The sequence below is a fragment of the Streptomyces sp. NPDC025638 genome, from assembly GCF_055558775.1.
Genome location: NZ_JBVHLX010000015.1, coordinates 46,127 through 65,732 on the forward strand (window position 1 = coordinate 46,127; position 19,606 = coordinate 65,732).

Annotated in this window: 21 protein-coding genes and 1 tRNA gene; 12 read left to right on the top strand and 10 right to left on the bottom strand. The window is 70.2% G+C overall.

Going from position 1 to position 19,606, the window contains the following annotated elements; translation table 11 throughout:
* The first annotated feature begins 28 nt into the window (after nucleotides 1–28).
* Nucleotides 29–832, top strand: coding sequence for a hypothetical protein (locus tag ACZ4EG_RS33700; RefSeq protein ID WP_467793331.1), 804 nt, complete (start codon nucleotides 29–31; stop codon nucleotides 830–832).
* 12 nt (nucleotides 833–844) lie between these two features.
* On the opposite strand, the gene ACZ4EG_RS33705 is transcribed toward ACZ4EG_RS33700, so the two are convergent.
* On the bottom strand, nucleotides 845–1,645 hold the full coding sequence (locus ACZ4EG_RS33705; RefSeq protein WP_453554658.1) for a helix-turn-helix transcriptional regulator: 801 nt from the start codon (nucleotides 1,643–1,645) through the stop codon (nucleotides 845–847).
* Between the two features lie 49 nt (nucleotides 1,646–1,694).
* Here ACZ4EG_RS33705 and ACZ4EG_RS33710 point away from each other — a divergent pair, with 49 nt between their 5' ends.
* Nucleotides 1,695–2,159 carry a DUF2000 family protein gene (locus ACZ4EG_RS33710; RefSeq protein ID WP_467793332.1) on the top strand — a complete coding sequence of 155 codons (465 nt, stop codon included), beginning with the start codon at nucleotides 1,695–1,697 and terminating at the stop codon, nucleotides 2,157–2,159.
* Nucleotides 2,160–2,188: 29 nt separating this feature from the next.
* Here ACZ4EG_RS33710 and ACZ4EG_RS33715 read toward each other — a convergent pair whose 3' ends face one another.
* On the bottom strand, nucleotides 2,189–3,442 hold the full coding sequence (locus ACZ4EG_RS33715; protein WP_467793333.1) for an MDR family MFS transporter: 1,254 nt from the start codon (nucleotides 3,440–3,442) through the stop codon (nucleotides 2,189–2,191).
* 189 nt (nucleotides 3,443–3,631) lie between these two features.
* Here ACZ4EG_RS33715 and ACZ4EG_RS33720 point away from each other — a divergent pair, with 189 nt between their 5' ends.
* A complete protein-coding gene (locus tag ACZ4EG_RS33720; RefSeq protein ID WP_453554664.1) occupies nucleotides 3,632–4,393 on the top strand; it encodes a phosphoglyceromutase in 762 nt (253 codons plus the stop codon).
* Between the two features lie 191 nt (nucleotides 4,394–4,584).
* Here ACZ4EG_RS33720 and ACZ4EG_RS33725 read toward each other — a convergent pair whose 3' ends face one another.
* From ACZ4EG_RS33725 to phoU, 4 genes are all read right to left on the bottom strand, one after another.
* A complete protein-coding gene (locus ACZ4EG_RS33725) occupies nucleotides 4,585–4,875 on the bottom strand; it encodes a hypothetical protein (protein ID WP_467793334.1) in 291 nt (96 codons plus the stop codon).
* Nucleotides 4,876–4,998: 123 nt separating this feature from the next.
* Nucleotides 4,999–5,250, bottom strand: a complete 252-nt coding sequence (locus ACZ4EG_RS33730; protein WP_453554668.1) for an SCO4226 family nickel-binding protein — start codon at nucleotides 5,248–5,250, stop codon at nucleotides 4,999–5,001.
* Nucleotides 5,251–5,398: 148 nt separating this feature from the next.
* Nucleotides 5,399–5,554: a hypothetical protein gene (locus ACZ4EG_RS33735; RefSeq protein ID WP_363300703.1), complete on the bottom strand. Its 156-nt coding sequence runs from the start codon at nucleotides 5,552–5,554 to the stop codon at nucleotides 5,399–5,401.
* Nucleotides 5,555–5,735: 181 nt separating this feature from the next.
* Nucleotides 5,736–6,425 (bottom strand): phosphate signaling complex protein PhoU, encoded by a 690-nt coding sequence (gene phoU, locus ACZ4EG_RS33740; protein ID WP_361616779.1) that lies wholly within the window; start codon nucleotides 6,423–6,425, stop codon nucleotides 5,736–5,738.
* A gap of 223 nt (nucleotides 6,426–6,648) precedes the next feature.
* On the opposite strand from phoU, the gene phoR reads away from it, so the two are divergent.
* Together phoR and phoP are read left to right on the top strand one after the other, a co-directional pair.
* Entirely contained in the window at nucleotides 6,649–7,950 is a 1,302-nt protein-coding gene (gene phoR, locus ACZ4EG_RS33745; protein WP_453554670.1) for a two-component system sensor histidine kinase PhoR, read from the top strand.
* A 5-nt stretch (nucleotides 7,951–7,955) separates the two neighbouring features.
* Nucleotides 7,956–8,627: a two-component system response regulator PhoP gene (phoP, locus tag ACZ4EG_RS33750; protein ID WP_018568744.1), complete on the top strand. Its 672-nt coding sequence runs from the start codon at nucleotides 7,956–7,958 to the stop codon at nucleotides 8,625–8,627.
* A gap of 113 nt (nucleotides 8,628–8,740) precedes the next feature.
* Here the strand turns inward: phoP and ACZ4EG_RS33755 are convergent, their stop codons facing one another.
* The gene (locus tag ACZ4EG_RS33755; RefSeq protein ID WP_467793335.1) at nucleotides 8,741–9,415 is read right to left on the bottom strand and encodes a DUF461 domain-containing protein; all 675 of its coding nucleotides are present in this window, start codon (nucleotides 9,413–9,415) and stop codon (nucleotides 8,741–8,743) included.
* Between the two features lie 595 nt (nucleotides 9,416–10,010).
* On the opposite strand from ACZ4EG_RS33755, the gene ACZ4EG_RS33760 reads away from it, so the two are divergent.
* From ACZ4EG_RS33760 to ACZ4EG_RS33785, 6 genes are all read left to right on the top strand, one after another.
* Nucleotides 10,011–10,493: a CarD family transcriptional regulator gene (locus ACZ4EG_RS33760; RefSeq protein WP_003953493.1), complete on the top strand. Its 483-nt coding sequence runs from the start codon at nucleotides 10,011–10,013 to the stop codon at nucleotides 10,491–10,493.
* 337 nt (nucleotides 10,494–10,830) lie between these two features.
* Entirely contained in the window at nucleotides 10,831–11,583 is a 753-nt protein-coding gene (ispD, locus tag ACZ4EG_RS33765; RefSeq protein ID WP_390712072.1) for a 2-C-methyl-D-erythritol 4-phosphate cytidylyltransferase, read from the top strand.
* The gene (gene ispF / locus ACZ4EG_RS33770; RefSeq protein WP_453554672.1) at nucleotides 11,573–12,088 is read left to right on the top strand and encodes a 2-C-methyl-D-erythritol 2,4-cyclodiphosphate synthase; all 516 of its coding nucleotides are present in this window, start codon (nucleotides 11,573–11,575) and stop codon (nucleotides 12,086–12,088) included. The genes ispD and ispF overlap by 11 nt, the downstream gene beginning before the upstream one ends.
* Nucleotides 12,089–12,211: 123 nt before the next feature.
* On the top strand, nucleotides 12,212–13,615 hold the full coding sequence (gene cysS, locus ACZ4EG_RS33775; RefSeq protein WP_453554674.1) for a cysteine--tRNA ligase: 1,404 nt from the start codon (nucleotides 12,212–12,214) through the stop codon (nucleotides 13,613–13,615).
* A 97-nt stretch (nucleotides 13,616–13,712) separates the two neighbouring features.
* Nucleotides 13,713–14,651, top strand: coding sequence for a 23S rRNA (guanosine(2251)-2'-O)-methyltransferase RlmB (gene rlmB, locus ACZ4EG_RS33780; protein ID WP_467793336.1), 939 nt, complete (start codon nucleotides 13,713–13,715; stop codon nucleotides 14,649–14,651).
* A gap of 183 nt (nucleotides 14,652–14,834) precedes the next feature.
* Nucleotides 14,835–16,520 carry a DoxX family protein gene (locus tag ACZ4EG_RS33785; RefSeq protein WP_467793337.1) on the top strand — a complete coding sequence of 562 codons (1,686 nt, stop codon included), beginning with the start codon at nucleotides 14,835–14,837 and terminating at the stop codon, nucleotides 16,518–16,520.
* A gap of 117 nt (nucleotides 16,521–16,637) precedes the next feature.
* On the opposite strand, the gene ACZ4EG_RS33790 is transcribed toward ACZ4EG_RS33785, so the two are convergent.
* The 3 genes from ACZ4EG_RS33790 to ACZ4EG_RS33800 form a co-directional block, all read right to left on the bottom strand.
* Complete coding sequence (locus ACZ4EG_RS33790; RefSeq protein WP_453554680.1) at nucleotides 16,638–17,369, bottom strand: nucleotidyltransferase family protein; 732 nt, start codon at nucleotides 17,367–17,369, stop codon at nucleotides 16,638–16,640.
* An 85-nt stretch (nucleotides 17,370–17,454) separates the two neighbouring features.
* The gene (locus tag ACZ4EG_RS33795) at nucleotides 17,455–17,922 is read right to left on the bottom strand and encodes a hypothetical protein (RefSeq protein ID WP_453554682.1); all 468 of its coding nucleotides are present in this window, start codon (nucleotides 17,920–17,922) and stop codon (nucleotides 17,455–17,457) included.
* Nucleotides 17,923–18,122: 200 nt separating this feature from the next.
* Nucleotides 18,123–19,259 carry an ABC transporter ATP-binding protein gene (locus tag ACZ4EG_RS33800; protein WP_467793338.1) on the bottom strand — a complete coding sequence of 379 codons (1,137 nt, stop codon included), beginning with the start codon at nucleotides 19,257–19,259 and terminating at the stop codon, nucleotides 18,123–18,125.
* 218 nt (nucleotides 19,260–19,477) lie between these two features.
* Between ACZ4EG_RS33800 and ACZ4EG_RS33805 the strand changes: the two genes are divergently transcribed.
* Nucleotides 19,478–19,551: transfer RNA gene (locus tag ACZ4EG_RS33805), tRNA-Thr, on the top strand.
* The last annotated feature ends 55 nt before the right edge of the window (nucleotides 19,552–19,606 follow it).

Below are 19,606 nucleotides of genomic sequence, written 5' to 3' on the forward strand. Positions count from 1 at the left end.
CCGGTCTCTCACCAGCAAGAGGTTGTGCATGCGCGCAGGCAGATCCGGCTCCGCGGTCGTGCTCGCGGGAGCGCTCGCCCTGGGGGCGTTCGCCGTGCCGTCCGCGGAGGCGGCGGACACCGGCATCACGGTGTCGAACCTGGTCGTGAACAAGGGCAAGCCCATCATCGTGGGCACCACCGCGGAGGTGAGGCCTGGCTTCACCTTCCACATGTCCCTGCCGTCCGGCGTCGGCGTCGGCGACGTGACCCCGTTCCCGTACCTGTACCACGACACCACGGCCGCCAAGGGCGCCGAATCGGGCGGTGTCTACACGGGCTTCACCACCTGCAACGAGGCCGGCCCGCGCGCCGCCGACTGCGAGGGTGAGCTGTACATCGATCCACGCTGGACGCTGGACTCCAACAACGACGCGACGACCTGGAAGACGGCTGTCTGGGTGCGCCTGTGGGACTCGAACGAGAAGTTCAAGGGCGAGGAGTACCTGACCGGCTTCAGCTCCGTGCAGGTCAAGCGCGCGGCGAAGGTGACCGTCAACGCCGCGCCCGAGCCCGTCACGAAGGGCAGGACGCTCACCGTGACCGGCAGGATCACCCGCGCGGACTGGGTGAAGCACGCCTACACCGGCTTCGGCGGCAAGGCGGCCAAGCTGCAGTTCCGCAAGGCGGGCACCAGCACCTACTCGACGGTCAAGACCGTGTCGGCGGACTCCGCGGGCTACCTGAAGACCACGGTCACCGCGTCCACGGACGGCTACTGGCGCTGGACCTTCGGCCAGACGACCACGACGGGCGGCGCGACCGCTGCGGGCGACTATGTCGACGTGAAGTGACCCGGTGCCGCTTCACTGGCCGCTGACCCGGTAGCGCCCGGGAGTCACGCCCACCAGTTTCCTGAAGTGCCGGGTGAGATGGGCCTGGTCGTAGAACCCGGTCGCCGACGCCACCTCGCCCGGCGCGCGCCCGTCGAGCAGCAGTCGGCGGGCGCGCTCGACGCGGCGGGACATCAGGTACTGGTGCGGCGCGATGCCGTACGCCCCGCTGAACGCCCGTACCAGATGGGCGGGATGGGCGTACAGCAGCCCGGCCGCCTCCTCCAGGGAGAGCCCCTGCGCGACGCGCTCGTCGAGCAACTCGCGCAGCGCACGGGCGACGGCGGGGTCGCGCCGGCCCTCCGCCTGGGCCACCCGGGGCCGGAGGTGCTCGCGCAGCCGCTCCCCGATCAGCGTCAGCCGGCTCTCGGCCTCCAGCTCGTCGCCGGGGTGCGCGAGCGCGCCGTGCAACTGCCCCACGCGCAGCCGCAGTACGGGATCCCGGAGATCCGGCCCGTCGACCGCCGGCCCGATCAGCTCCTCCCCGAGACGGGTGGCGTCGAGATAGAGGACGCGCTTGCGGAAGCCGTGCGGGGTGGCCGGGGAGCCGTTGTGCGGGACGTGCGGCGGCAGCAGCGAGACCGTGTCGTGCGGGGTGCCGTGCTCGTGCCGGTCGAGGTCGTACCGTACGGCCCCGTCGTCCACGATGAGCAGCGTCCACGCCTCGTGCACGTGCATCGGGTAGGCGTACTCGGTGAAGTGCGCGTGGAACACCTCCACGACACCCGGGACACGCGGGCGCCAGGCGGAGACGTCCGGCTGGGCGGCGGCCATGCAAAGAACGTACAAGACGGCGCGGGGGACGGCCGGGCAGTCTCACCCCATGAACACCGAGCCGATCTCCGAACTGCAGCCTCCCGGGCCGACCCCCGATCCGATCCGCTTCGACACGAAGATCGCCGTCCTGCTGCGCGAGGACCTGGAGACCTGGCAGCGCCTCAACGTCACGGCCTTCCTGGTCAGCGGCCTGGGCACACGGCTTCCCGAGGTGATCGGGGAGCCGTACGAGGACGCGGACGGCGTGCCCTACCTGCCGATGTTCCGGCAGCCGGTACTGGTCTTCGAGGGCACCAAGGAGACGCTGACCGCGGCGCACACCCGGTCGCTCTCCCGCGCCCTGCCCCGCGCGGTCTTCACCTCGGACCTCTTCGGCACCGGCAACGACCGGGACAACCGCGCGGCCGTACGGGCGGTGGGGACGGGGGAGCTGGACCTGGTGGGCCTCGCGGTGTACGGCCCGCGCAACGCGGTGGACAAGGTGCTCAAGGGGGCGCGGATGCACCCGTGAGGGGGGCGGCCGTCGCCGAGCTGCCGGCCCTACGCCGTACGGACCTCGGGCTCGGCGTCAGCCGGAGTCGCCGTGCCCACCGCCCCGACGGCCGGAAGACGCCGCATGACCACGCTGTACCCGATCGCCGCCGCCATACCGACCACGGCGCACATGCCCCACAACCACTCCGCGCCGAACCGGTCGATGACGACGCCGGACATGAGGGGCGCGATCAGGGCGGCGACCGACCAGGACAGGGTGTACATGCCCTGGTAGCGCCCCCGCCCATGGACGGGCGACAGCCGGACGACAAGGCTGGTCTGGGTCGGGGCGTTGACGATCTCAGCGAGCGTCCACACGCACACGGTGAGCGCGAAGACGCCGACCGATCCGGCGAAGGCGGTGAGCCCGAAGCCGTACCCGGCGAGGACGGAGGAGATGACGAGGAGGCGTCGCGGATCGCGGTGCTCGATGAAGCGGGTGACGGGGATCTGCAGGGCGACGATCAGGATGCCGTTGACGGCGATGGCCATGCCGTAGTCGGCGGGCGAGAACCCTGCCGTACCCATCGCCACCGGCAGTCCGACCGAGCCCTGCTGGAAGACGACCGCGACGAGGAAGGACAGCCCGACGACGGCCATGTACCGGCCGTCCCGCAGCACGGTGCCGAGACTGACCTCGTCCCGCGCCTCCTTGGCGGTCTTCACGGGCCGAGACTCGGGCAGCTTGGCGAAGACGACGACCGCGCAGACCGCCGTCATCCCCGCCTCGATCAGGAACCCGGCGAGATAACTGACCTCGGCGATGAAGCCGGCGGCCATGGAGGAGACGGCGAAGCCGAGGTTGATCGCCCAGTAGTTGAGCGAGAAGGCCCGCACCCGGTCCTCGGGCCGGACGATGTCGGCCATCATCGCCTGCACGGCGGGCCGGGAGGCGTTGGAGGCCATGCCGACCAGGAAGGCGACGGCGGCGATGGCGACGGGGTCGGTCATGAAGCCGAGCAGCGCCACGGACGCGGCGGTGGCGGACTGGGCGACGAGCAGCGTCGGCCGCCGCCCGAGCCGGTCGGCCATCACGCCTCCGCCGAGGGAGGACACGACCCCGCCGAGCCCGTGCAGCGAGGCGACGAGACCGGCGTACGACGCGCTGTATCCCCGGTCCAGGGTCAGATACAGCGCCATGTACGTCGCCACGAAGGCGCCGAGCCGGTTGACGAGGGTGCTGGTCCACAGCCACCAGAACTCGCGGGGGAGACCGGAGACGGAATCCCGGGCGGCGCGTCTAAGGGCGGCGAGTGGCATGGGTCCCCCAGGTTCGGACGGTCGGCGAAGCTGAGCCGGAAGCAATGGGCCGGAAGTAAGTGCCCCTAAGGCTCAGTGCAACTTACTGGCGGCGGTCTCCGCCCGGCCACTCGATTAACAGATGCCGTCAACCGTCCGGCCTTCGGGCACTCGAGCGGGGGTCCGAATGCGTGGATTACGCTCTGAGGCATGGCCGACGCACCGTACAAGCTGATCCTCCTCCGCCACGGCGAGAGCGAGTGGAACGCGAAGAACCTGTTCACCGGCTGGGTGGACGTCAACCTCAACGAGAAGGGCGAGAAGGAGGCAGTCCGCGGTGGCGAGCTCCTGAAGGACGCCGATCTCCTCCCCGACGTGGTCCACACGTCCCTCCAGAAGCGAGCGATCCGCACGGCACAGCTTGCGCTGGAGTCCGCCGACCGCCACTGGATCCCGGTCCACCGCTCGTGGCGCCTGAACGAGCGCCACTACGGCGCCCTCCAGGGCAAGGACAAGGCGGCGACGCTGGCCGAGTTCGGCGAGGAGCAGTTCATGCTCTGGCGCCGCTCGTACGACACCCCGCCGCCCCCGCTCGCGGACGACTCGGAGTTCTCCCAGTCCTCCGACCCCCGCTACGCCTCCATCCCGCCGGAGCTGCGCCCGCGCACGGAGTGCCTGAAGGACGTCGTCGTCCGCATGCTCCCGTACTGGTACGACGGCATCGTCCCCGACCTCCTGGCCGGCCGCACGGTCCTGGTCGCGGCCCACGGCAACAGCCTCCGCGCCCTGGTCAAGCACCTGGACGGCATCTCCGACGCCGACATCGCGGGCCTGAACATCCCGACGGGCATCCCCCTCTACTACGAACTCGACGCCGACTTCAACCCGATCACCTCCGGCGGCCGCTACCTCGACCCGGAGGCAGCGGCGGCAGCCATCGAGGCGGTCAAGAACCAGGGCAAGAAGAAGTAATCGCCCACGAATAAGCCCCCTCCCTGCTGTTTCTCCGCCGGGAGGGGGCTTTTCGCTGCGTCGGGGCCATCTCCGCGCCGTCGACCGCTGATCGGGCCGTCAGGCAGGATAGGTGTTTCTTTCCGTCAGGCAGTGACTCTGCCAGGCGCCTTGGGCTGGCCCCTCCTCAGCACGACCATTGTCAAGATCACTCAGTCGCCGACGAACCAGAGATACCGGTGCGGTCCGCTCTGAACGACCGTGCACAGCTCTCGGACCGGGTCCATCCAGATACCACCGTAGGCTTCGGGAAGCCGGTCAAGTTCGGCGAGCAGCAACGGCACCTGCCGCTCGTTGAAGACGGCATCACCGTAAGGAGTCAAGGCCCACAACATCGGGAAGTTCAACGGGGCCAGCGCGGGGAAGAGGTCTGCCCATTCCAGTCCGACCTGGGCACGAGCTATGGGCTTTCCCAGGTCCCCGCGCACCTGCATGTTGATCATCCGCTGACCTTAAGGGCAGATGGGGGCCAGGCGGCAAGGCATTTGCCTGTGCAGGGCCGTTCGAGGCCAGTCGGCAGCACCGAACGACGGCCGACAAGGCCCAGGCCCGGGGGATCAGGGGCTTCACCAGATCGACAGTGGTACTGGGTGGATTTCGTCCGCCCGGTGGCCCGTGCGTTCGTGGATGCGTTGGATCGCTTCGGGTGAGGGGGCCTCGGACAGACAGTAGACCGTGCCGGACTCGGGGTCTGCCCAGGCGCGTTCGAAGTGCACGCCCTCGTCCTTCTCTATGGCCTGGTCGGCATCGTGGGCCTGCTGCAGTTGTTCGGCGGTGATGCCCTTCCACCCGTGGTGGATGTCCATGAACTGGGTCATGGCCTCGCACCTCTTTCCTGCTGCCTGGCGGTGCTTCCTGTCCTAGTCCCTTTCCCCCCTTCATGCTGCGCCTCAGCGGCACGTACGGCGAAGGCCCCCGGTGCCAGTGATCACCGGGGGCCTTCGTCGTCGTATCGGATGTGAGGCGTCAGCCGCACTGGCAGGGGTTGCCGGACTGGCACCCGCAACCACAGCCCGAGCCGCAGCCGCACGCGGCGACGAGCGGGAGGCTCCTGGTCTCGGTGGGCTGGTCGGTCTCGCGCTGCTGGGTGGGGTCGGGCGTGGTGCTGGGCGATTCGGCCATGGGTCCCCTCCTGGAGGCTAGGGCCTGGTGCCTTTGCCCATTTCATGCCCGGTCTGCCGGGCGCATCAACGGCGCACAGTGGCGTTCATGCGCCCGGGGCGGGCAACGCGCGCGGCATCGAGCAACCCGCGCGCGACACCCGGGCAGCCGTGAATGTCGTCGGCCGCCCCGCCCGGCAGGGCTACGCCCCCTCGACCCCCGTCACCGGCTGGATGTCGGCCTGGATGTCGTCCGCGTGCTCGCCCGTCACCAGGAACACCACGCGCTTGGCGACCGCCACCGCGTGGTCGGCGTAGCGCTCGTAGTAGCGGCCGAGCAGGGTGACGTCCACGGCGGTCTCGATGCCGTGCTTCCAGCGCTCGTCGATCAGGTGCTGGAAGAGGGTGCGGTGCAGCAGGTCCATCTCGTCGTCGTCCTGCTCCAGCTGGAGCGCGAGGTCGACGTCCTTGGTGATGATGACCTCGGCCGCCTTCGCCATCAGGCGCTGGGCGAGCTGGCCCATCTCCAGGATCGTGGCGTGCAGGTCCTGCGGGACCGCGCGCTCCGGGAAGCGGAGGCGGGCGAGCTTCGCCACGTGCTGGGCGAGGTCGCCGGAGCGCTCCAGGTCGGCGGACATACGGAGCGACGTGACGACGATCCGGAGGTCCGTGGCCACCGGCTGCTGACGGGCGAGCAGGGCTATCGCCCGGCCCTCGAGGTCGTGCTGGAGCTCGTCGACCTTCTTGTCCGCCTCGATCACGCTCTCGGCCAGCTTGAGGTCGGAGTCCAGGATGGCCGTCGTGGCGCGCCCGATCGCCGACCCGACCAGCCGGGCCATCTCCACCAGTCCGTCGCCGATCGAGTCCAGTTCCTCGTGGTACGCGTCCCGCATCAGGGTTCCCTCTCGTACGTGTTCTTCGGGGGTTCCGGGGGCCGGGGCCCGTGGCGAAACCACCGGTACGAACCCCACGCTCCCACGTTCCGGCCCCCACGCGTCCGTTTCTGCCACCTCAAATGAACCATCACTGGCTCCAAGGTGAACTCTGGGCGACGAGTGTTCGAGCTCGCACCTCGACGGCTGTGGGGATGTCGTACGTCATGCCTAACCTGGATGCATGGACGTGAACGCGGCGGTCGCCGCAGCGGCAGCGATCGCCGGGGTGCTTACCGGCGTCATCGCCATGCTGGCGTTCCGCTGGAGCGAACGCGACCAGAAGCGACCGACCAGGACTTCTCTGCACACCGACCCCGTGCTGCCGCCGGGCGTGGACACCGTGCTGTCCGTGCTCCGGTCGTCGGCGGTCGTCCTCGACGAGGGCGACGCCGTCGTCAAGGCGAGCTCCGCGGCATATGCCCTCGGCCTGGTGCGCGGCGGCAAGCTCGCCGTCGAGCCCATGCTCCAGATGGCCCGGGACACCCGGCGGGACGGCGAGATACGCCAGGTCGAGCTGGATCTGCCGAGGCGGGGCACCGGACGGGGCGAGGCCCTCGCCGTGTCCGCCCGTGTGGCGCCGCTCGGCTCCCGGCTCGTGCTGCTCCTGGTCGAGGACCTCACCGAGGCCCGCCGGATCGAGGCCGTGCGGCGTGACTTCGTCGCCAACGTCAGCCATGAGCTGAAGACACCGGTCGGCGCGCTCTCCCTGCTGTCCGAGGCCGTCATGGACGCCTCGGACGACCCGGAGGCCGTGCAGCGCTTCGCCGGTCGCATGCAGATCGAGGCCACCCGGCTGACCAACCTGGTGCAGGAGCTCATCGACCTCTCCCGGGTCCAGAACGACGACCCGCTGGAGGACGCCGAGCCCGTCCGGGTGGACGAGCTGGTCGCCGAGGCCATCGACCGCTGCCGCCACCAGGCCGGTACGAAGCAGATCACCATGGCCGCCGGCGGCACCGCCGACCTGCATGTGTGGGGCAACCGTGGGCAGCTCGCCGCCGCCCTCGGCAACCTCGTCGAGAACGCCGTCAACTACTCCCCGGCCCGTACCCGCGTCGGTATAGCCGCCCGCCGGGTCAGTGCATCCGGCGGCGACATGATCGAGCTCGCCGTCACGGACCAGGGCATCGGCATCACCGACAAGGACAAGGAGCGCATCTTCGAGCGCTTCTACCGCGTCGACCCGGCCCGCTCCCGGGCCACCGGCGGCACCGGTCTGGGTCTCGCGATCGTCAAGCACGTGGTCGCCTCGCACGGCGGGGAGGTCACGGTGTGGAGCGCCGAAGGCCAGGGCTCCACGTTCACCCTGCGGCTGCCGGAGGCGGGCGTGGCCCGTGACCGCGCCCTGCAACACCCCGACCTCGACGAAGAGGCCGGACCCACCGCACAACCGTCCCCCGCGTCCTCCCACTCAGCCGCATCCCACGAATCCCCCGACTCAACCGCGTACGAAACGCTTCCCGCCCCGGAGGTCCTTCCGTGACCCGAGTGCTCGTCGTCGAGGACGAGGAGTCCTTCTCCGACGCCCTGTCGTACATGCTCCGCAAGGAGGGCTTCGAGGTCGCCGTGGCGGCCACGGGCCCCGACGGCCTCGACGAGTTCGAGCGCAACGGCGCCGACCTCGTCCTCCTCGACCTGATGCTGCCGGGGCTGCCCGGCACGGAGGTGTGCCGCCAGCTGCGCGGCCGCTCCAACGTCCCGGTGATCATGGTGACCGCCAAGGACAGCGAGATCGACAAGGTCGTCGGCCTGGAGATAGGAGCCGACGACTACGTCACCAAGCCGTTCTCCTCGCGGGAGCTGGTCGCCCGCATCCGCGCCGTGCTGCGCCGCCGCGGTGAGCCGGAGGAGGTCACCCCGGCCGCCCTGGAGGCGGGCCCGGTCCGTATGGACGTGGACCGGCACGTGGTGACGGTCTCCGGCTCGAAGGTGGACCTCCCCCTCAAGGAGTTCGACCTCCTGGAGATGCTGCTGCGCAACGCCGGCCGCGTCCTGACCCGTATGCAGCTCATCGACCGCGTCTGGGGCGCCGACTACGTCGGCGACACCAAGACCCTCGACGTCCACGTCAAGCGCCTGCGCGCGAAGATCGAGCCGGACCCGGGCGCGCCGCGGTACCTGGTGACGGTGCGTGGTCTGGGCTACAAGTTCGAGCCGTAAATCGTCCACCTGGACTGACACGAGTGAGACTGACACGAGTGAAGGGCGGCACCCCCTCGGGGGTGCCGCCCTTCACTCGTACGGCTGGTCGTGCGGATGGGTCGTACGGCCGATCAGTGGCCGGACGGCGTGGCCGACGCCGACGCGGAGTCGCTCGGGGTGGACCCGGTGGCGGACTCCGTCGCGGTCGCGGTGGCCGACGGGTGCTTGCCCGGCTTGGCGCTCGTGGACGCCGAGGCGCCCGCGGCGGCCGTGGGCGTGGCCGAGGACGTCGGGATCTCGCTCGGGCCCCAGTCGGTGAAGTAGTGCGTGGCCGGGACCACGAAGGCGCGCAGGCTCACGTCACCGGTCTTGCTGAAGGTGAAGGTGATCTTCTGGGCGTTGCCGTCCTGGACCGACTCGCGGCTGCTCGCCAGCACGGCGGACGCGTTGTTCTTGCCGCCGATGACGAGCCGGCCGCCGGCCGGGATGGTGAGCGATCCGCCCTTGGCGGGGGAGAGCTGCGCGGTCTTGCCGGTGCCGGGCAGGACGAGCGACTGCAGCGTCTGCGGGGTGGTGCCGGTGTTGAAGATGGTCGCGGAGATCACGGCCGGACCGGTGGACTGCAGATCGGGCTGCGTGATGACGGTCGCGTTCTGCACCTTGATGGTGCCGACGCTGGTCGCGGCGTTGTCCGGCTTGACCTGCAGCGTCTGAGCGTCGTTGCCGGCAGCGCATGCGGCGAGCGAGGCGATCGAGAAAACGATGGCGGAGGCGGCGAGGGCGCCGCGTCGAAGGCTGCTGCTCACGGCGGCGGCAACTCCTTGAACGCGCGGGCGGCCTTCCTTATAAAAGCCACCCTAAGTGTCTGTCAGCGGCCATAGGTTACCGAGCCGTTCCGGAGCGCTCGCACCCGACCCTCCCCCAACCTCACACGCTTCGCCCGTGCAGGGGGTACCCGGGGGCCACAAGTGACTCCCGAGTCACTTTGACTCCGGGCTCGTACGGCATTCATATAAGGCGTCCCGCAAAATTTCCGTGAAGGAATGCGGGGCCGCCCCGGAATTGATCACGTACCGCTCAGTCGGCCGCCCGTGATCAATTCCGGAAACGTCTCGTACCCGACTCGGGCCAACCGAACGGAGTAGCGGAAGTCGCACGCTTGAGACCGGACAAATGTGGACGTTCGACCACTTGGAGAAGCCTCCAGGTGTGGGTAACGTGCGCGTTTCACCTCGCCCGAAGAGCCGCTCCGACCTGCGAATACCTGCTTCCGCCGACCTTCCGAAGCACGTTCCTGTCGCTGTTGTCAAGCCCCGAGATATGCCCTGACCTGCGAAAACGCCATTCAGAAGACGCCGTATCCGTGTTACCCTGGATAGCCACGGAAGGGGTACCTGTCACATGACGTTCAAGGTTGGCGACACCGTGGTCTATCCCCATCACGGGGCCGCGCTGATCGAGGCCATCGAAACTCGCCAGATCAAAGGCGTGGACAAGACCTACTTGGTGCTGAAGGTCGCCCAGGGTGACCTGACGGTGCGTGTGCCAGCGGACAATGCTGAGTTCGTGGGCGTGCGTGATGTGGTCGGTCAGGACGGGCTGGACCGGGTCTTCGAGGTGCTGCGCGCGCCGTACGCCGAGGAGCCCACGAACTGGTCTCGTCGTTACAAGGCAAATCTGGAGAAGCTCGCCTCCGGCGATGTCATCAAGGTCGCGGAAGTCGTGCGTGACCTGTGGCGTCGTGAGCGCGAGCGTGGACTCTCCGCCGGTGAGAAGCGCATGCTCGCCAAGGCCCGCCAGATCCTGGTGAGCGAACTCGCTCTTGCGGAGAACACGAACGAGGACAAGGCCGAGGCCCTGCTCGACGAGGTCCTCGCGTCCTGACGCGTAGCCGGCTGCGCCCGCTCTGCTCAGCACAGTGAAATGCCGCGGTGCCCGATGACGTGACTTCTGTCGCCGGGCGCTGCGGCATGTTCGTACCCGGATGCCGGATGGAGTACGCCTGTCACGTACTCGGATCCCCATACTCGGACCGCCCGGTCGAAATCGAGTATCGGATCGATCGAGTATCAAGTCGAAGGGATTTCCCCCCGATACATGGCGTGCCGGGCCCGGGCAGCTGGCTCGACCGGTGTCACGGAAGGGTCCGGTCGGGGCGTCGCGCCCGGCACTTCCCAGGCCATACCCACGTAGGCCGAGCACACAAACCTGACAGGAACCGATGTCTGACGATTCGCGCCCTTCGCCCGCGGAGTTGCGTACGGCCGCGGTGATTCCGGCCGCCGGCCGGGGCGTACGCCTCGGCCCGGGCGCCCCCAAGGCGCTCCGCACGCTGAACGGCACTCCCATGCTCATCCACGCGGTGCGCGCGCTCGCCGCCTCCCGTGCCGTCTCCCTGGTCGTCGTCGTGGCCCCGCCGGACGGCACCGCCGAGGTCAAGTCGCTGCTCGACGCGCACGCGCTGCCCGAGCGAACGGACTTCCTGGTCGTGCCGGGCGGCGACTCCCGCCAGGAGTCGGTGAAGCTGGGGCTGGACGCGCTCCCGCCCGACTACGGCATCGTCCTGGTGCATGACGCGGCCCGTCCGCTCGTGCCCGTGGACACCGTGGACGCGGTGATCGAGGCCGTACGTGACGGAGCTCACGCCGTCGTCCCCGCGCTGCCGCTCGCCGACACCGTCAAGGAGGTCGAGCCGGCGGCGGTGCCGGGCGAGCCCGAGCCGGTGCTGGCCACACCCGAGCGCGCCCGGCTGCGCGCCGTACAGACACCGCAGGGCTTCGACCGGGCGACGCTCGTACGGGCCCACGAGACCGTCACCGACGACGTCACCGACTGCGCCGGCATGGTCGAGCGGCTCGGGGAGCCGGTCGTGGTGGTTCCCGGCCACGAGGAGGCCTTCAAGGTCACCCGTCCGCTGGACCTGGTCCTCGCGGAGGCGGTCCTGGCCCGTCGGAGGCTGAACGATGGCTTCTGACACGGTGCTGCCCCAGGTCGGCATCGGCACCGACATCCACGCCTTCGAAGAGGGCCGCGAGCTGTGGTGCGCGGGCCTGAAGTGGGAGGGCGAGGGGCCGGGCCTGGCCGGTCACTCCGACGCGGACGTCGTCGCGCACGCCGCGTGCAACGCGCTCTTCTCGGCGGCCGGCCTCGGTGACCTGGGCCAGCACTTCGGCACCGGGCGCCCGGAGTGGTCGGGCGCGTCCGGCGTCACCCTGCTCACGGAGGCGGCCCGGATCGTCCGCGCGGCGGGTTTCCGCATCGGCAACATCGCGGTCCAGGTCGTCGGCCCCCGCCCCAAGATCGGAAAACGCCGGGACGAGGCCCAGAAGCTCCTCTCGGAGGCGGCCGGCGCCCCGGTCTCGGTGTCCGGGGCCACGACGGACGGCCTGGGCTTCCCGGGCCGGGACGAGGGCCTGATGGCGGTGGCCACGGCGCTGGTCGTCCGGGTGGACCGGCCCACGAGTCCGTCCGGCGACTGAGGACGCGAGCCACAGCGCACCGGCACGAAAATGACTGCCGAACCGCCGGAGGCAGCGTCACGAAATCGTCGCCCTTCGGCGGTAGGTCGCAAGGCACTCCCCGGCGCCCACTACCCTGGAGTGGTGACTATTCGGCTGTACGACACCAACGCCCGGCAGATCCGTGACTTCACCCCGCTCACGCCGGGTTGTGTCTCGATCTACCTGTGTGGTGCCACCGTGCAGTCGGCGCCGCACATCGGGCACATCCGCTCGGGCCTCAACTTCGACATCATGCGCCGGTGGTTCGCCCACCGGGGCTACGAGGTGACGTTCATCAGGAACGTCACCGACATCGACGACAAGATCATCGCCAAGGCCCACGAGCAGAACCGGCCCTGGTGGTCCATCGGGTACGAGAACGAGCGCGCGTTCGACGACGGCTACACGGCACTCGGCTGCCTGCCGCCGACGTACGAGCCCCGCGCCACCGGCCACATCACCGAGATGATCGAGATGATGCAGGGCCTGATCGAGCGCGGCCACGCCTACGCGGCGGACGGCAACGTCTACTTCGACGTGCGCTCCTTCCCGCGGTACCTGGAGCTGTCCCGGCAGGAGCTCGACAACCTGCTCCAGCCCTCCGGCGAGGGCGAGACCGGCAAGCGGGACCCGCGCGACTTCGCCATGTGGAAGTCCGCCAAGCCCGGCGAGCCGACCTGGCCGACGCCGTGGGGAGACGGGCGCCCGGGCTGGCACCTGGAGTGCTCGGCCATGGCGCACAAGTACCTGGGCAGCGCCTTCGACATCCACGGCGGCGGCCTCGACCTGATCTTCCCGCACCACGAGAACGAGATCGCCCAGGCCAAGGCCTACGGCGACGACTTCGCCCAGTACTGGGTGCACAACGCCTGGGTGACCATGGCCGGCGAGAAGATGGCCAAGTCGCTGGGCAACAGCGTCCTGGTCTCCGAGATGGTCAAGGCGTGGCGGCCGATCGTGCTGCGCTACTACCTCGGCACCCCGCACTACCGCTCGATGATCGAGTACAGCGAGGACGCCCTGCGCGAGGCCGAGTCCGCGTTCGCGCGGATCGAGGGCTTCGTGCAGCGCGTGGTGGAGCTGTCCGGGGGCGTCGTCGAACCGTCCGCCGAGGTGCCGCCCGCGTTCGCCGAGGCGATGGACGACGACCTCGGTGTCCCGCAGGCACTGGCCGTCGTGCACACCACCGTCCGGCAGGGCAACTCCGCACTCGCCGCCGACGACAAGGAAGCCGCCGTCGCCCGCCTCGCCGAGGTGCGCGCCATGCTCGGCGTCCTGGGTCTCGACCCGCTCGACCCGCACTGGGCCGACGGCGGCACCGATCGCAAGGAAGACCTGCACGGCGTGGTCGACAGCCTCGTACGGCTGGTCCTCGACCAGCGCGAAGCGGCCCGCTCCCGCAAGGACTGGGCCACCGCGGACGCCATCCGCGACCAGCTCAACCAGTCCGGTCTGGTCATCGAGGACAGCCCGCAGGGGCCGCGCTGGAGCCTCGGCCCGCGCTGAGGCCACTCACGGTCCGATGATCGATTGTGCCGCCCGGGTGTCCGGGCGGCACACTGCATATACACGTACGCACGCTTCCGTAGAGAACAGGTAGGTCATGGCCGCGAACAACCGCCGCATGTCCGGCAAGAAGGGCGCGCAGGTCGGCAGTGGCGGCCAGCGGCGCCGGGGCCTGGAGGGCAAGGGCCCCACCCCGCCCGCCGAGATGCGCAAGGGACACGCCAAGCAGCGCGCCGCGAACGCGAAGGTGCGCCGCGCCCAGGGGCGTCCGCAGCAGCGCCGGGGCGGCAAGACGCCCTCCGAGCTGGTCGTCGGCCGCAACCCGGTCGTCGAGGCGCTGCGCGAGGGCGTGCCCGCGAGCACCCTCTACGTCCAGCAGTTCATCGACAACGACGAGCGCGTCCGCGAGGCCCTGCAGCTCGCCACCGAGCGCGGGGGCATCAACCTCATGGAGGCCCCGCGCCCCGAGCTCGACCGTATGACCAACGGGCTCAACCACCAGGGTCTGGTCCTCCAGGTCCCGCCGTACGAGTACGCGCACCCCGAGGACCTCGCCGACGCCGCCTACGACGAGGGCGAGGACCCGCTGATCGTCGCCCTCGACGGGGTGACCGACCCGCGCAACCTCGGCGCCGTCGTCCGCTCCGTCTCCGCCTTCGGCGGTCACGGCGTCGTCGTGCCCGAGCGGCGCGCGGCCGGCATGACCGCCGGTGCCTGGAAGACCTCCGCCGGTACGGCGGCCCGTACGCCCGTCGCCCGCGCCACCAACCTGACGCGCGCTCTGGAGTCGTACAAGAAGGCCGGGATCGTGGTCGTCGGCCTCGCCGCCGACGGAGAGGCCGAACTCGGTGACCTGCAGGCCCTGGAGGGCCCGGTCGTCATCGTCGTCGGCAGCGAGGGCAAGGGCCTGTCCCGACTGGTCGGCGAGACCTGCGACTTCCGGGTGCGGATCCCGATGCCGGGCGGCGCGGAGTCGCTCAACGCCGGTGTGGCGGCGGGGATCGTGCTGTACGAGGCCGCTCGGCGCCGGAGCTGACGGCGGGTCGGCGAAGAGCCGACGACGGGTCGGCGAGCAGCCGACGACGACTGCGGGCGCGCTTGAACGCGCGTCCGCAAGTTCACCTGTACGGGCTAAATCCGGCGTCCAGGACAACCTTGACGCGGTCCGGACAGATCCGACCGGTCAAAGCAGTGTCCTAACACCACGTCACTCGGTTAGATGAGTGTGGACACCAGAACACCCCGCACACCCACGGGGGACCGCTCGTCGGGATTCGACGACGCTCCCGCGCTGAGCATGGTGAAGGTGCCGAGCGATCCGGCGCAGGTCATCGTCAATCACGCGAGCTTCCGCGTGCAACTGGGCGTATCGACGCGGCGTACCCAATCCCCGCGGGTCGCACGGCACTTGAGCGCCACCGAGCACACCGCCCGCATCCCGGTCGTCGGCGCGGCGGGCACAGCGGCCCAGGCCCCACGCCGGCGCCGCCCCGTCGTCTGGAGCGGCAGGTCCGCCCCCGACGACACCGGCGCCCACCGGCTGCTCCAGGCCGTGCGGGGCGGCAGCGTCCGCTACACCGACGACCCGTCCGTCGACGCCGGGGCCACCCGGGTCATCCCACGCGTCGGTCTCGGGGGCGGTTACGGCGACGTCGGTTACGACGACTTCGACCGCACCGCCGAGACCCCCGTCGTCGGCCCCCAGCGCGCGCCCGCCGCCGGCGAGAACCGGCTGCTGCCCCCCATGCGGCCTGTGGGCAGCGCCTACGACGAACCCGGCTACGACGAACCCGGGTACGACGAATACCCCTACGCCGACGACGAGTTCCAGGACTACGGGGAGCCGGCCGAGGCGCCCCCCGCCCCCCGGACCAGGCGCCACGCCGAGGACCCGGCCCGGCACGCCTACTACCCCGGCCGCCGGCTGAACCTCGGCGTGGTCCTGCTCCCGCTCCGGATCTTCCTGGGCTTCATCTCCATCTACGCCGGCATGGGCAAGCTCTGCGACCCCGTCTACTTCGACGGCGGCAAGCGCGGCTCCATGGTGAAGTGGCTCAACACCCTGCATCCCTGGGAAGTCGCCGAACCGCTGCGGCAGTTCGCGCTCGAGCACCCGGTCGGCTCGGGGCTCGTCATCGCCTTCCTCCAGGTCGTCGTGGGCGTCCTCACGATCCTGGGCTGCTGGCAGCGGGTGGCCGCGGTCTTCGGCGCGCTGCTGTCCGCCGCGCTCATCGTCACCGTCAGCTGGAAGACCGTCCCGGCCTACGACGCCCCCGACATCATCTACCTGGCCGCCTGGTCCCCGCTGATCATCGCCGGCGCCCCCGTCTACTCCGTCGACGGCCGCCTCGCGGGCCGCGCCTGGCGCACCCTCGGACCGCGCTCGGACATCTGGGACCTGCGCCGCTACGTCCTGCGCCGCGGCGCCCTGATCACGGCTATCACGGTCGGCCTCACCCTGCTCGTCGGCTCCCTGCTGGGCGGCGCCGTCCGCGACTCCAGCCGCGTGGTCGTGCCGGGCCCCGGCGAGGCCCCGCGCAACAACCTGCCGGGCTCGCCGCTCCCGGACGGGCCCGCCAAGCAGCGCCAGAAGGCTCCGGCGGCCTCCACCCCGCCGTCCGGCGGCGCCACGGCGTCCACCTCGCCGTCCAGCGCGGCGACGACCCCGGGCGCGGCCCACTCGTCCGGCGCCGCCACCGGTGGCGCCCCCAGCCAGACCCAGGGCACCGTGGGCCAGGCCCCGCCGCAGCACACCTCCCCGGCCGGCCGGGCCCCCAGCACCACCTCGGGCCCGACCTCCGGCGGCGCGGCGACGGGCGGCACCGGCTCGACCGGCGGCACGGGCACCGGCGGCGGCAGCACGTCCTCGGGCCAGCCGGGCCTGGTGGGCGGCCTGCTGGGCTAGCAGCAGGAGCGGTATTGAAAGGGCCCCGCACCACGAGGTGCGGGGCCCTTTTGGCGTACGGGACGACAGCGCGCCCCTCAGGACGAACATGCCCTCATGATGCATACGACCGAACGGTCACCGCCCCGTAGCGGCCAGCTCCTTCGCCGCCTCCGTCAGATCCTTCGCCGTGTCGATGGCCCGCCAGTACGCTCCCTGCGGGATCGGGAAGCCCGCCAGCCGCCGCTCGCGCGCCAGGTGCGGGAACGTCGTCCGCTCGTGGTCGCCCCGCTCGGGAAGCAGCCCGGCGAACTCGGGCGAGAACACATAGACGCCCGCGTTGATCTCGAAGGTCGACGGCGGGGCCTCGATGAAGTCCGTGATGTGCCCGAAGCCGTCCGTCTGCACGGCGCCCCAGGGAATGCGCGGCCGCGCCAGCGCAAGGGTCGCGACGGCGTCGCGCTCGGTGTGGAAGTCCGCCATCTCGCGCAGCGAGAAACGGGTCCAGATGTCGCCGTTGGTGGCGTACCAGGGCCGGTCCGGGCGGGGCAGATGGGCGGCCGCGTACTTCAGGCCGCCGCCGCGGCCGAGGGGTTCCGTCTCCACGACGGTGGTGACCTTGACCGACAGGTCGGCCGAGTCCAGCCACTTCTGCAGGACCTCGGCGAGATGGCCGCAGGAGACCACCACGTCCGTCACGCCCTCCTCGGCGAGCCAGGACAGCTGGTGGCCGATGATCGGGGTGCCGGTGCCGGGGATCTCGACCATCGGCTTGGGCCGGTCGTCGGTGTAGGGACGCAGCCGTGAGCCCTGGCCACCGGCCAGGATGACAGCTTGAGTGGGGCGCGACGCGGCGTTCGGATGGGTCATGACCGAACTGTACGTGGCGCCCCGCTCGTGACTTTCGCCTGCAACCGTTCCTTAATCAGCCATTACCGAGCTCCAACCGCCGCTGTCAGCTGTGCGCGGCCAGGACGCCGGAGGCGAAGGAGGTGTCGCAGACCGGGCGGGCGTATGCCTGGGCGCGCGAGGCGCCGTACATGCGGACCGCGGCGCGGCCGAGGGCGCGGGCGATGGAGGTGCAGTGCTTCGCGAGCGACGGGTGCCCGTTGACCGCCTGCTGGAGGTGGGTGAGCACCTCGCCCGGGTTCTTCTCCTGCAGCTCGGTCATCAGCTGGTCGCGCAGCACCTCCTGCGGGGCGTGGGACACGGCTCCGGCCCGGGCGGACGACACCTCCGCCGAGGAGACGTCCGAGGCGGTGAGCACCGAGTTCCGGGGGCTCCCCGTCCAGTTGACTCGGGTGACCGCGAGGGTCCCGGAGAGCACCAGGACGACGGGCAGGACAAGGGCGAGGGTGCGGCCGATCCGGCGGGCAGGACCCCGGTGACCGCGTCGCGTCTGTTGGGTGGTGGAGTGCTTCACGCGTGTGAGGGTAGCGCCCAGTGATGATTTGGCGACATTTGGTCACCGTTTCGAGGGACGAAGTCGTGCCCCCTCAAGGGTGACGGGTTGACGTACGCCGATCGAAATGAACTGTCTTGCCGGGGTATCCGGCGGCGACGGAAAGGGCCCCGCAGTGGTCTGCGGGGCCCTCATCGTCAACCTGGGTGCATTGTCCGAGGTCAGTCGGAGAGACGCTCGCCCGTGGAGGTCGAGAACACGTGGGTCTCGCCCGGCCGCGGCACGACGTGCAGCTGCGCGCCCTTCTCCGGGACCTGACGGCCGTTGACGCGGACCACGAGGTCCTTCGTCTGGCCGCCGACCTCGGCGGTGCCGTAGACGTAGCCGTCGGCGCCCAGCTCCTCGACGACGTTCACGGAGACCGCGAGACCCGCCGGGGCGTCCTCGGTGTCCTTGGACAGGGCGGAGGCGGCGCCGCCGTTGTGCTCGACCACGTCGAAGTGCTCGGGGCGGACGCCGACCGTGACGGTGCGGTCACCCTTGTCGGAGGCGGCCTTGAGGGCCTCGCGGTTGACCGGGACGACGCTGTTGCCGAACTTCACGCCGCCGTCGGTGATCGGGACCTCGACCAGGTTCATGGCGGGGGAGCCGATGAAGCCGGCGACGAAGAGGTTGGCCGGGCGGTCGTACATGTTGCGCGGCGAGTCGACCTGCTGGAGCAGACCGTCCTTGAGGACCGCCACGCGGTCGCCCATCGTCATGGCCTCGACCTGGTCGTGGGTGACGTAGACGGTGGTGATGCCGAGACGGCGCTGCAGCGACGCGATCTGCGTACGGGTGGAGACACGGAGCTTGGCGTCCAGGTTGGACAGCGGCTCGTCCATGAGGAAGACCTGCGGCTCACGCACGATGGCGCGGCCCATGGCGACACGCTGGCGCTGACCGCCGGACAGGGCCTTCGGCTTGCGGTCCAGGTACTCGCTGAGGTCGAGGATCTTCGCGGCCTCCTCGACCTTCTGCCGGATCTCCGCCTTGTTGACGCCGGCGATCTTGAGCGCGAAGCCCATGTTGTCGGCGACCGACATGTGCGGGTAGAGCGCGTAGTTCTGGAACACCATGGCGATGTCCCGGTCCTTCGGCGGCAGGTGGGTGACGTCGCGCTCGCCGATGCGGATGGCGCCGGCGTTGACGTCCTCGAGCCCCGCGAGCATGCGGAGCGAGGTGGACTTGCCGCAGCCGGACGGACCGACCAGGACGAGGAATTCGCCGTCCTCGATCGAGATGTCGAGACCGTCGACGGCGGGCTTGGTGGAACCCGGGTAGATCCGGGTCGCCTTGTCGAACGTGACAGTGGCCATGGTGAATGGGCCCCCTTCTACCGGCAGGAACGTGCCGGACGATCCGAGTAGGAAGGTGGTTGGTGTAGTCCACAAGAGTGCACTGGGTCAGGACGGTACCTGGCGTTCACCGGTCTGTCAGTAGCCGGAGGACTGTGAACTTCGCGGAAATTTTCGCCGAGCCGCCCCGGGGACCTGGGTACACTGCACGGGCACGTACGCACCACGCACGCGTGCAGGCCTCCTTAGCTCAGCTGGTCAGAGCGCCGCTCTTGTAAAGCGAAGGTCGTCGGTTCGAATCCGACAGGGGGCTCCGTACGGCGAAGGCCACCCGCGGATTTCCGTGCGGGTGGCCTTCGGCGTTCGTG

Bases quoted from the DNA above. Each gene is read 5' to 3' on its own strand.
- ACZ4EG_RS33700 (WP_467793331.1), top strand. From the start codon at position 29: ATGCGCGCAGGCAGATCCGGCTCCGCGGTCGTGCTCGCGGGAGCGCTC.
- ACZ4EG_RS33705 (WP_453554658.1), bottom strand. From the start codon at position 1,645: ATGGCCGCCGCCCAGCCGGACGTCTCCGCCTGGCGCCCGCGTGTCCCG.
- ACZ4EG_RS33710 (WP_467793332.1), top strand. From the start codon at position 1,695: ATGAACACCGAGCCGATCTCCGAACTGCAGCCTCCCGGGCCGACCCCC.
- ACZ4EG_RS33715 (WP_467793333.1), bottom strand. From the start codon at position 3,442: ATGCCACTCGCCGCCCTTAGACGCGCCGCCCGGGATTCCGTCTCCGGT.
- ACZ4EG_RS33720 (WP_453554664.1), top strand. From the start codon at position 3,632: ATGGCCGACGCACCGTACAAGCTGATCCTCCTCCGCCACGGCGAGAGC.
- ACZ4EG_RS33725 (WP_467793334.1), bottom strand. From the start codon at position 4,875: ATGATCAACATGCAGGTGCGCGGGGACCTGGGAAAGCCCATAGCTCGT.
- ACZ4EG_RS33730 (WP_453554668.1), bottom strand. From the start codon at position 5,250: ATGACCCAGTTCATGGACATCCACCACGGGTGGAAGGGCATCACCGCC.
- ACZ4EG_RS33735 (WP_363300703.1), bottom strand. From the start codon at position 5,554: ATGGCCGAATCGCCCAGCACCACGCCCGACCCCACCCAGCAGCGCGAG.
- phoU (WP_361616779.1), bottom strand. From the start codon at position 6,425: ATGCGGGACGCGTACCACGAGGAACTGGACTCGATCGGCGACGGACTG.
- phoR (WP_453554670.1), top strand. From the start codon at position 6,649: ATGGACGTGAACGCGGCGGTCGCCGCAGCGGCAGCGATCGCCGGGGTG.
- ACZ4EG_RS33760 (WP_003953493.1), top strand. From the start codon at position 10,011: ATGACGTTCAAGGTTGGCGACACCGTGGTCTATCCCCATCACGGGGCC.
- ispD (WP_390712072.1), top strand. From the start codon at position 10,831: ATGTCTGACGATTCGCGCCCTTCGCCCGCGGAGTTGCGTACGGCCGCG.
- ispF (WP_453554672.1), top strand. From the start codon at position 11,573: ATGGCTTCTGACACGGTGCTGCCCCAGGTCGGCATCGGCACCGACATC.
- rlmB (WP_467793336.1), top strand. From the start codon at position 13,713: ATGGCCGCGAACAACCGCCGCATGTCCGGCAAGAAGGGCGCGCAGGTC.
- ACZ4EG_RS33785 (WP_467793337.1), top strand. From the start codon at position 14,835: ATGAGTGTGGACACCAGAACACCCCGCACACCCACGGGGGACCGCTCG.
- ACZ4EG_RS33790 (WP_453554680.1), bottom strand. From the start codon at position 17,369: ATGACCCATCCGAACGCCGCGTCGCGCCCCACTCAAGCTGTCATCCTG.
- ACZ4EG_RS33800 (WP_467793338.1), bottom strand. From the start codon at position 19,259: ATGGCCACTGTCACGTTCGACAAGGCGACCCGGATCTACCCGGGTTCC.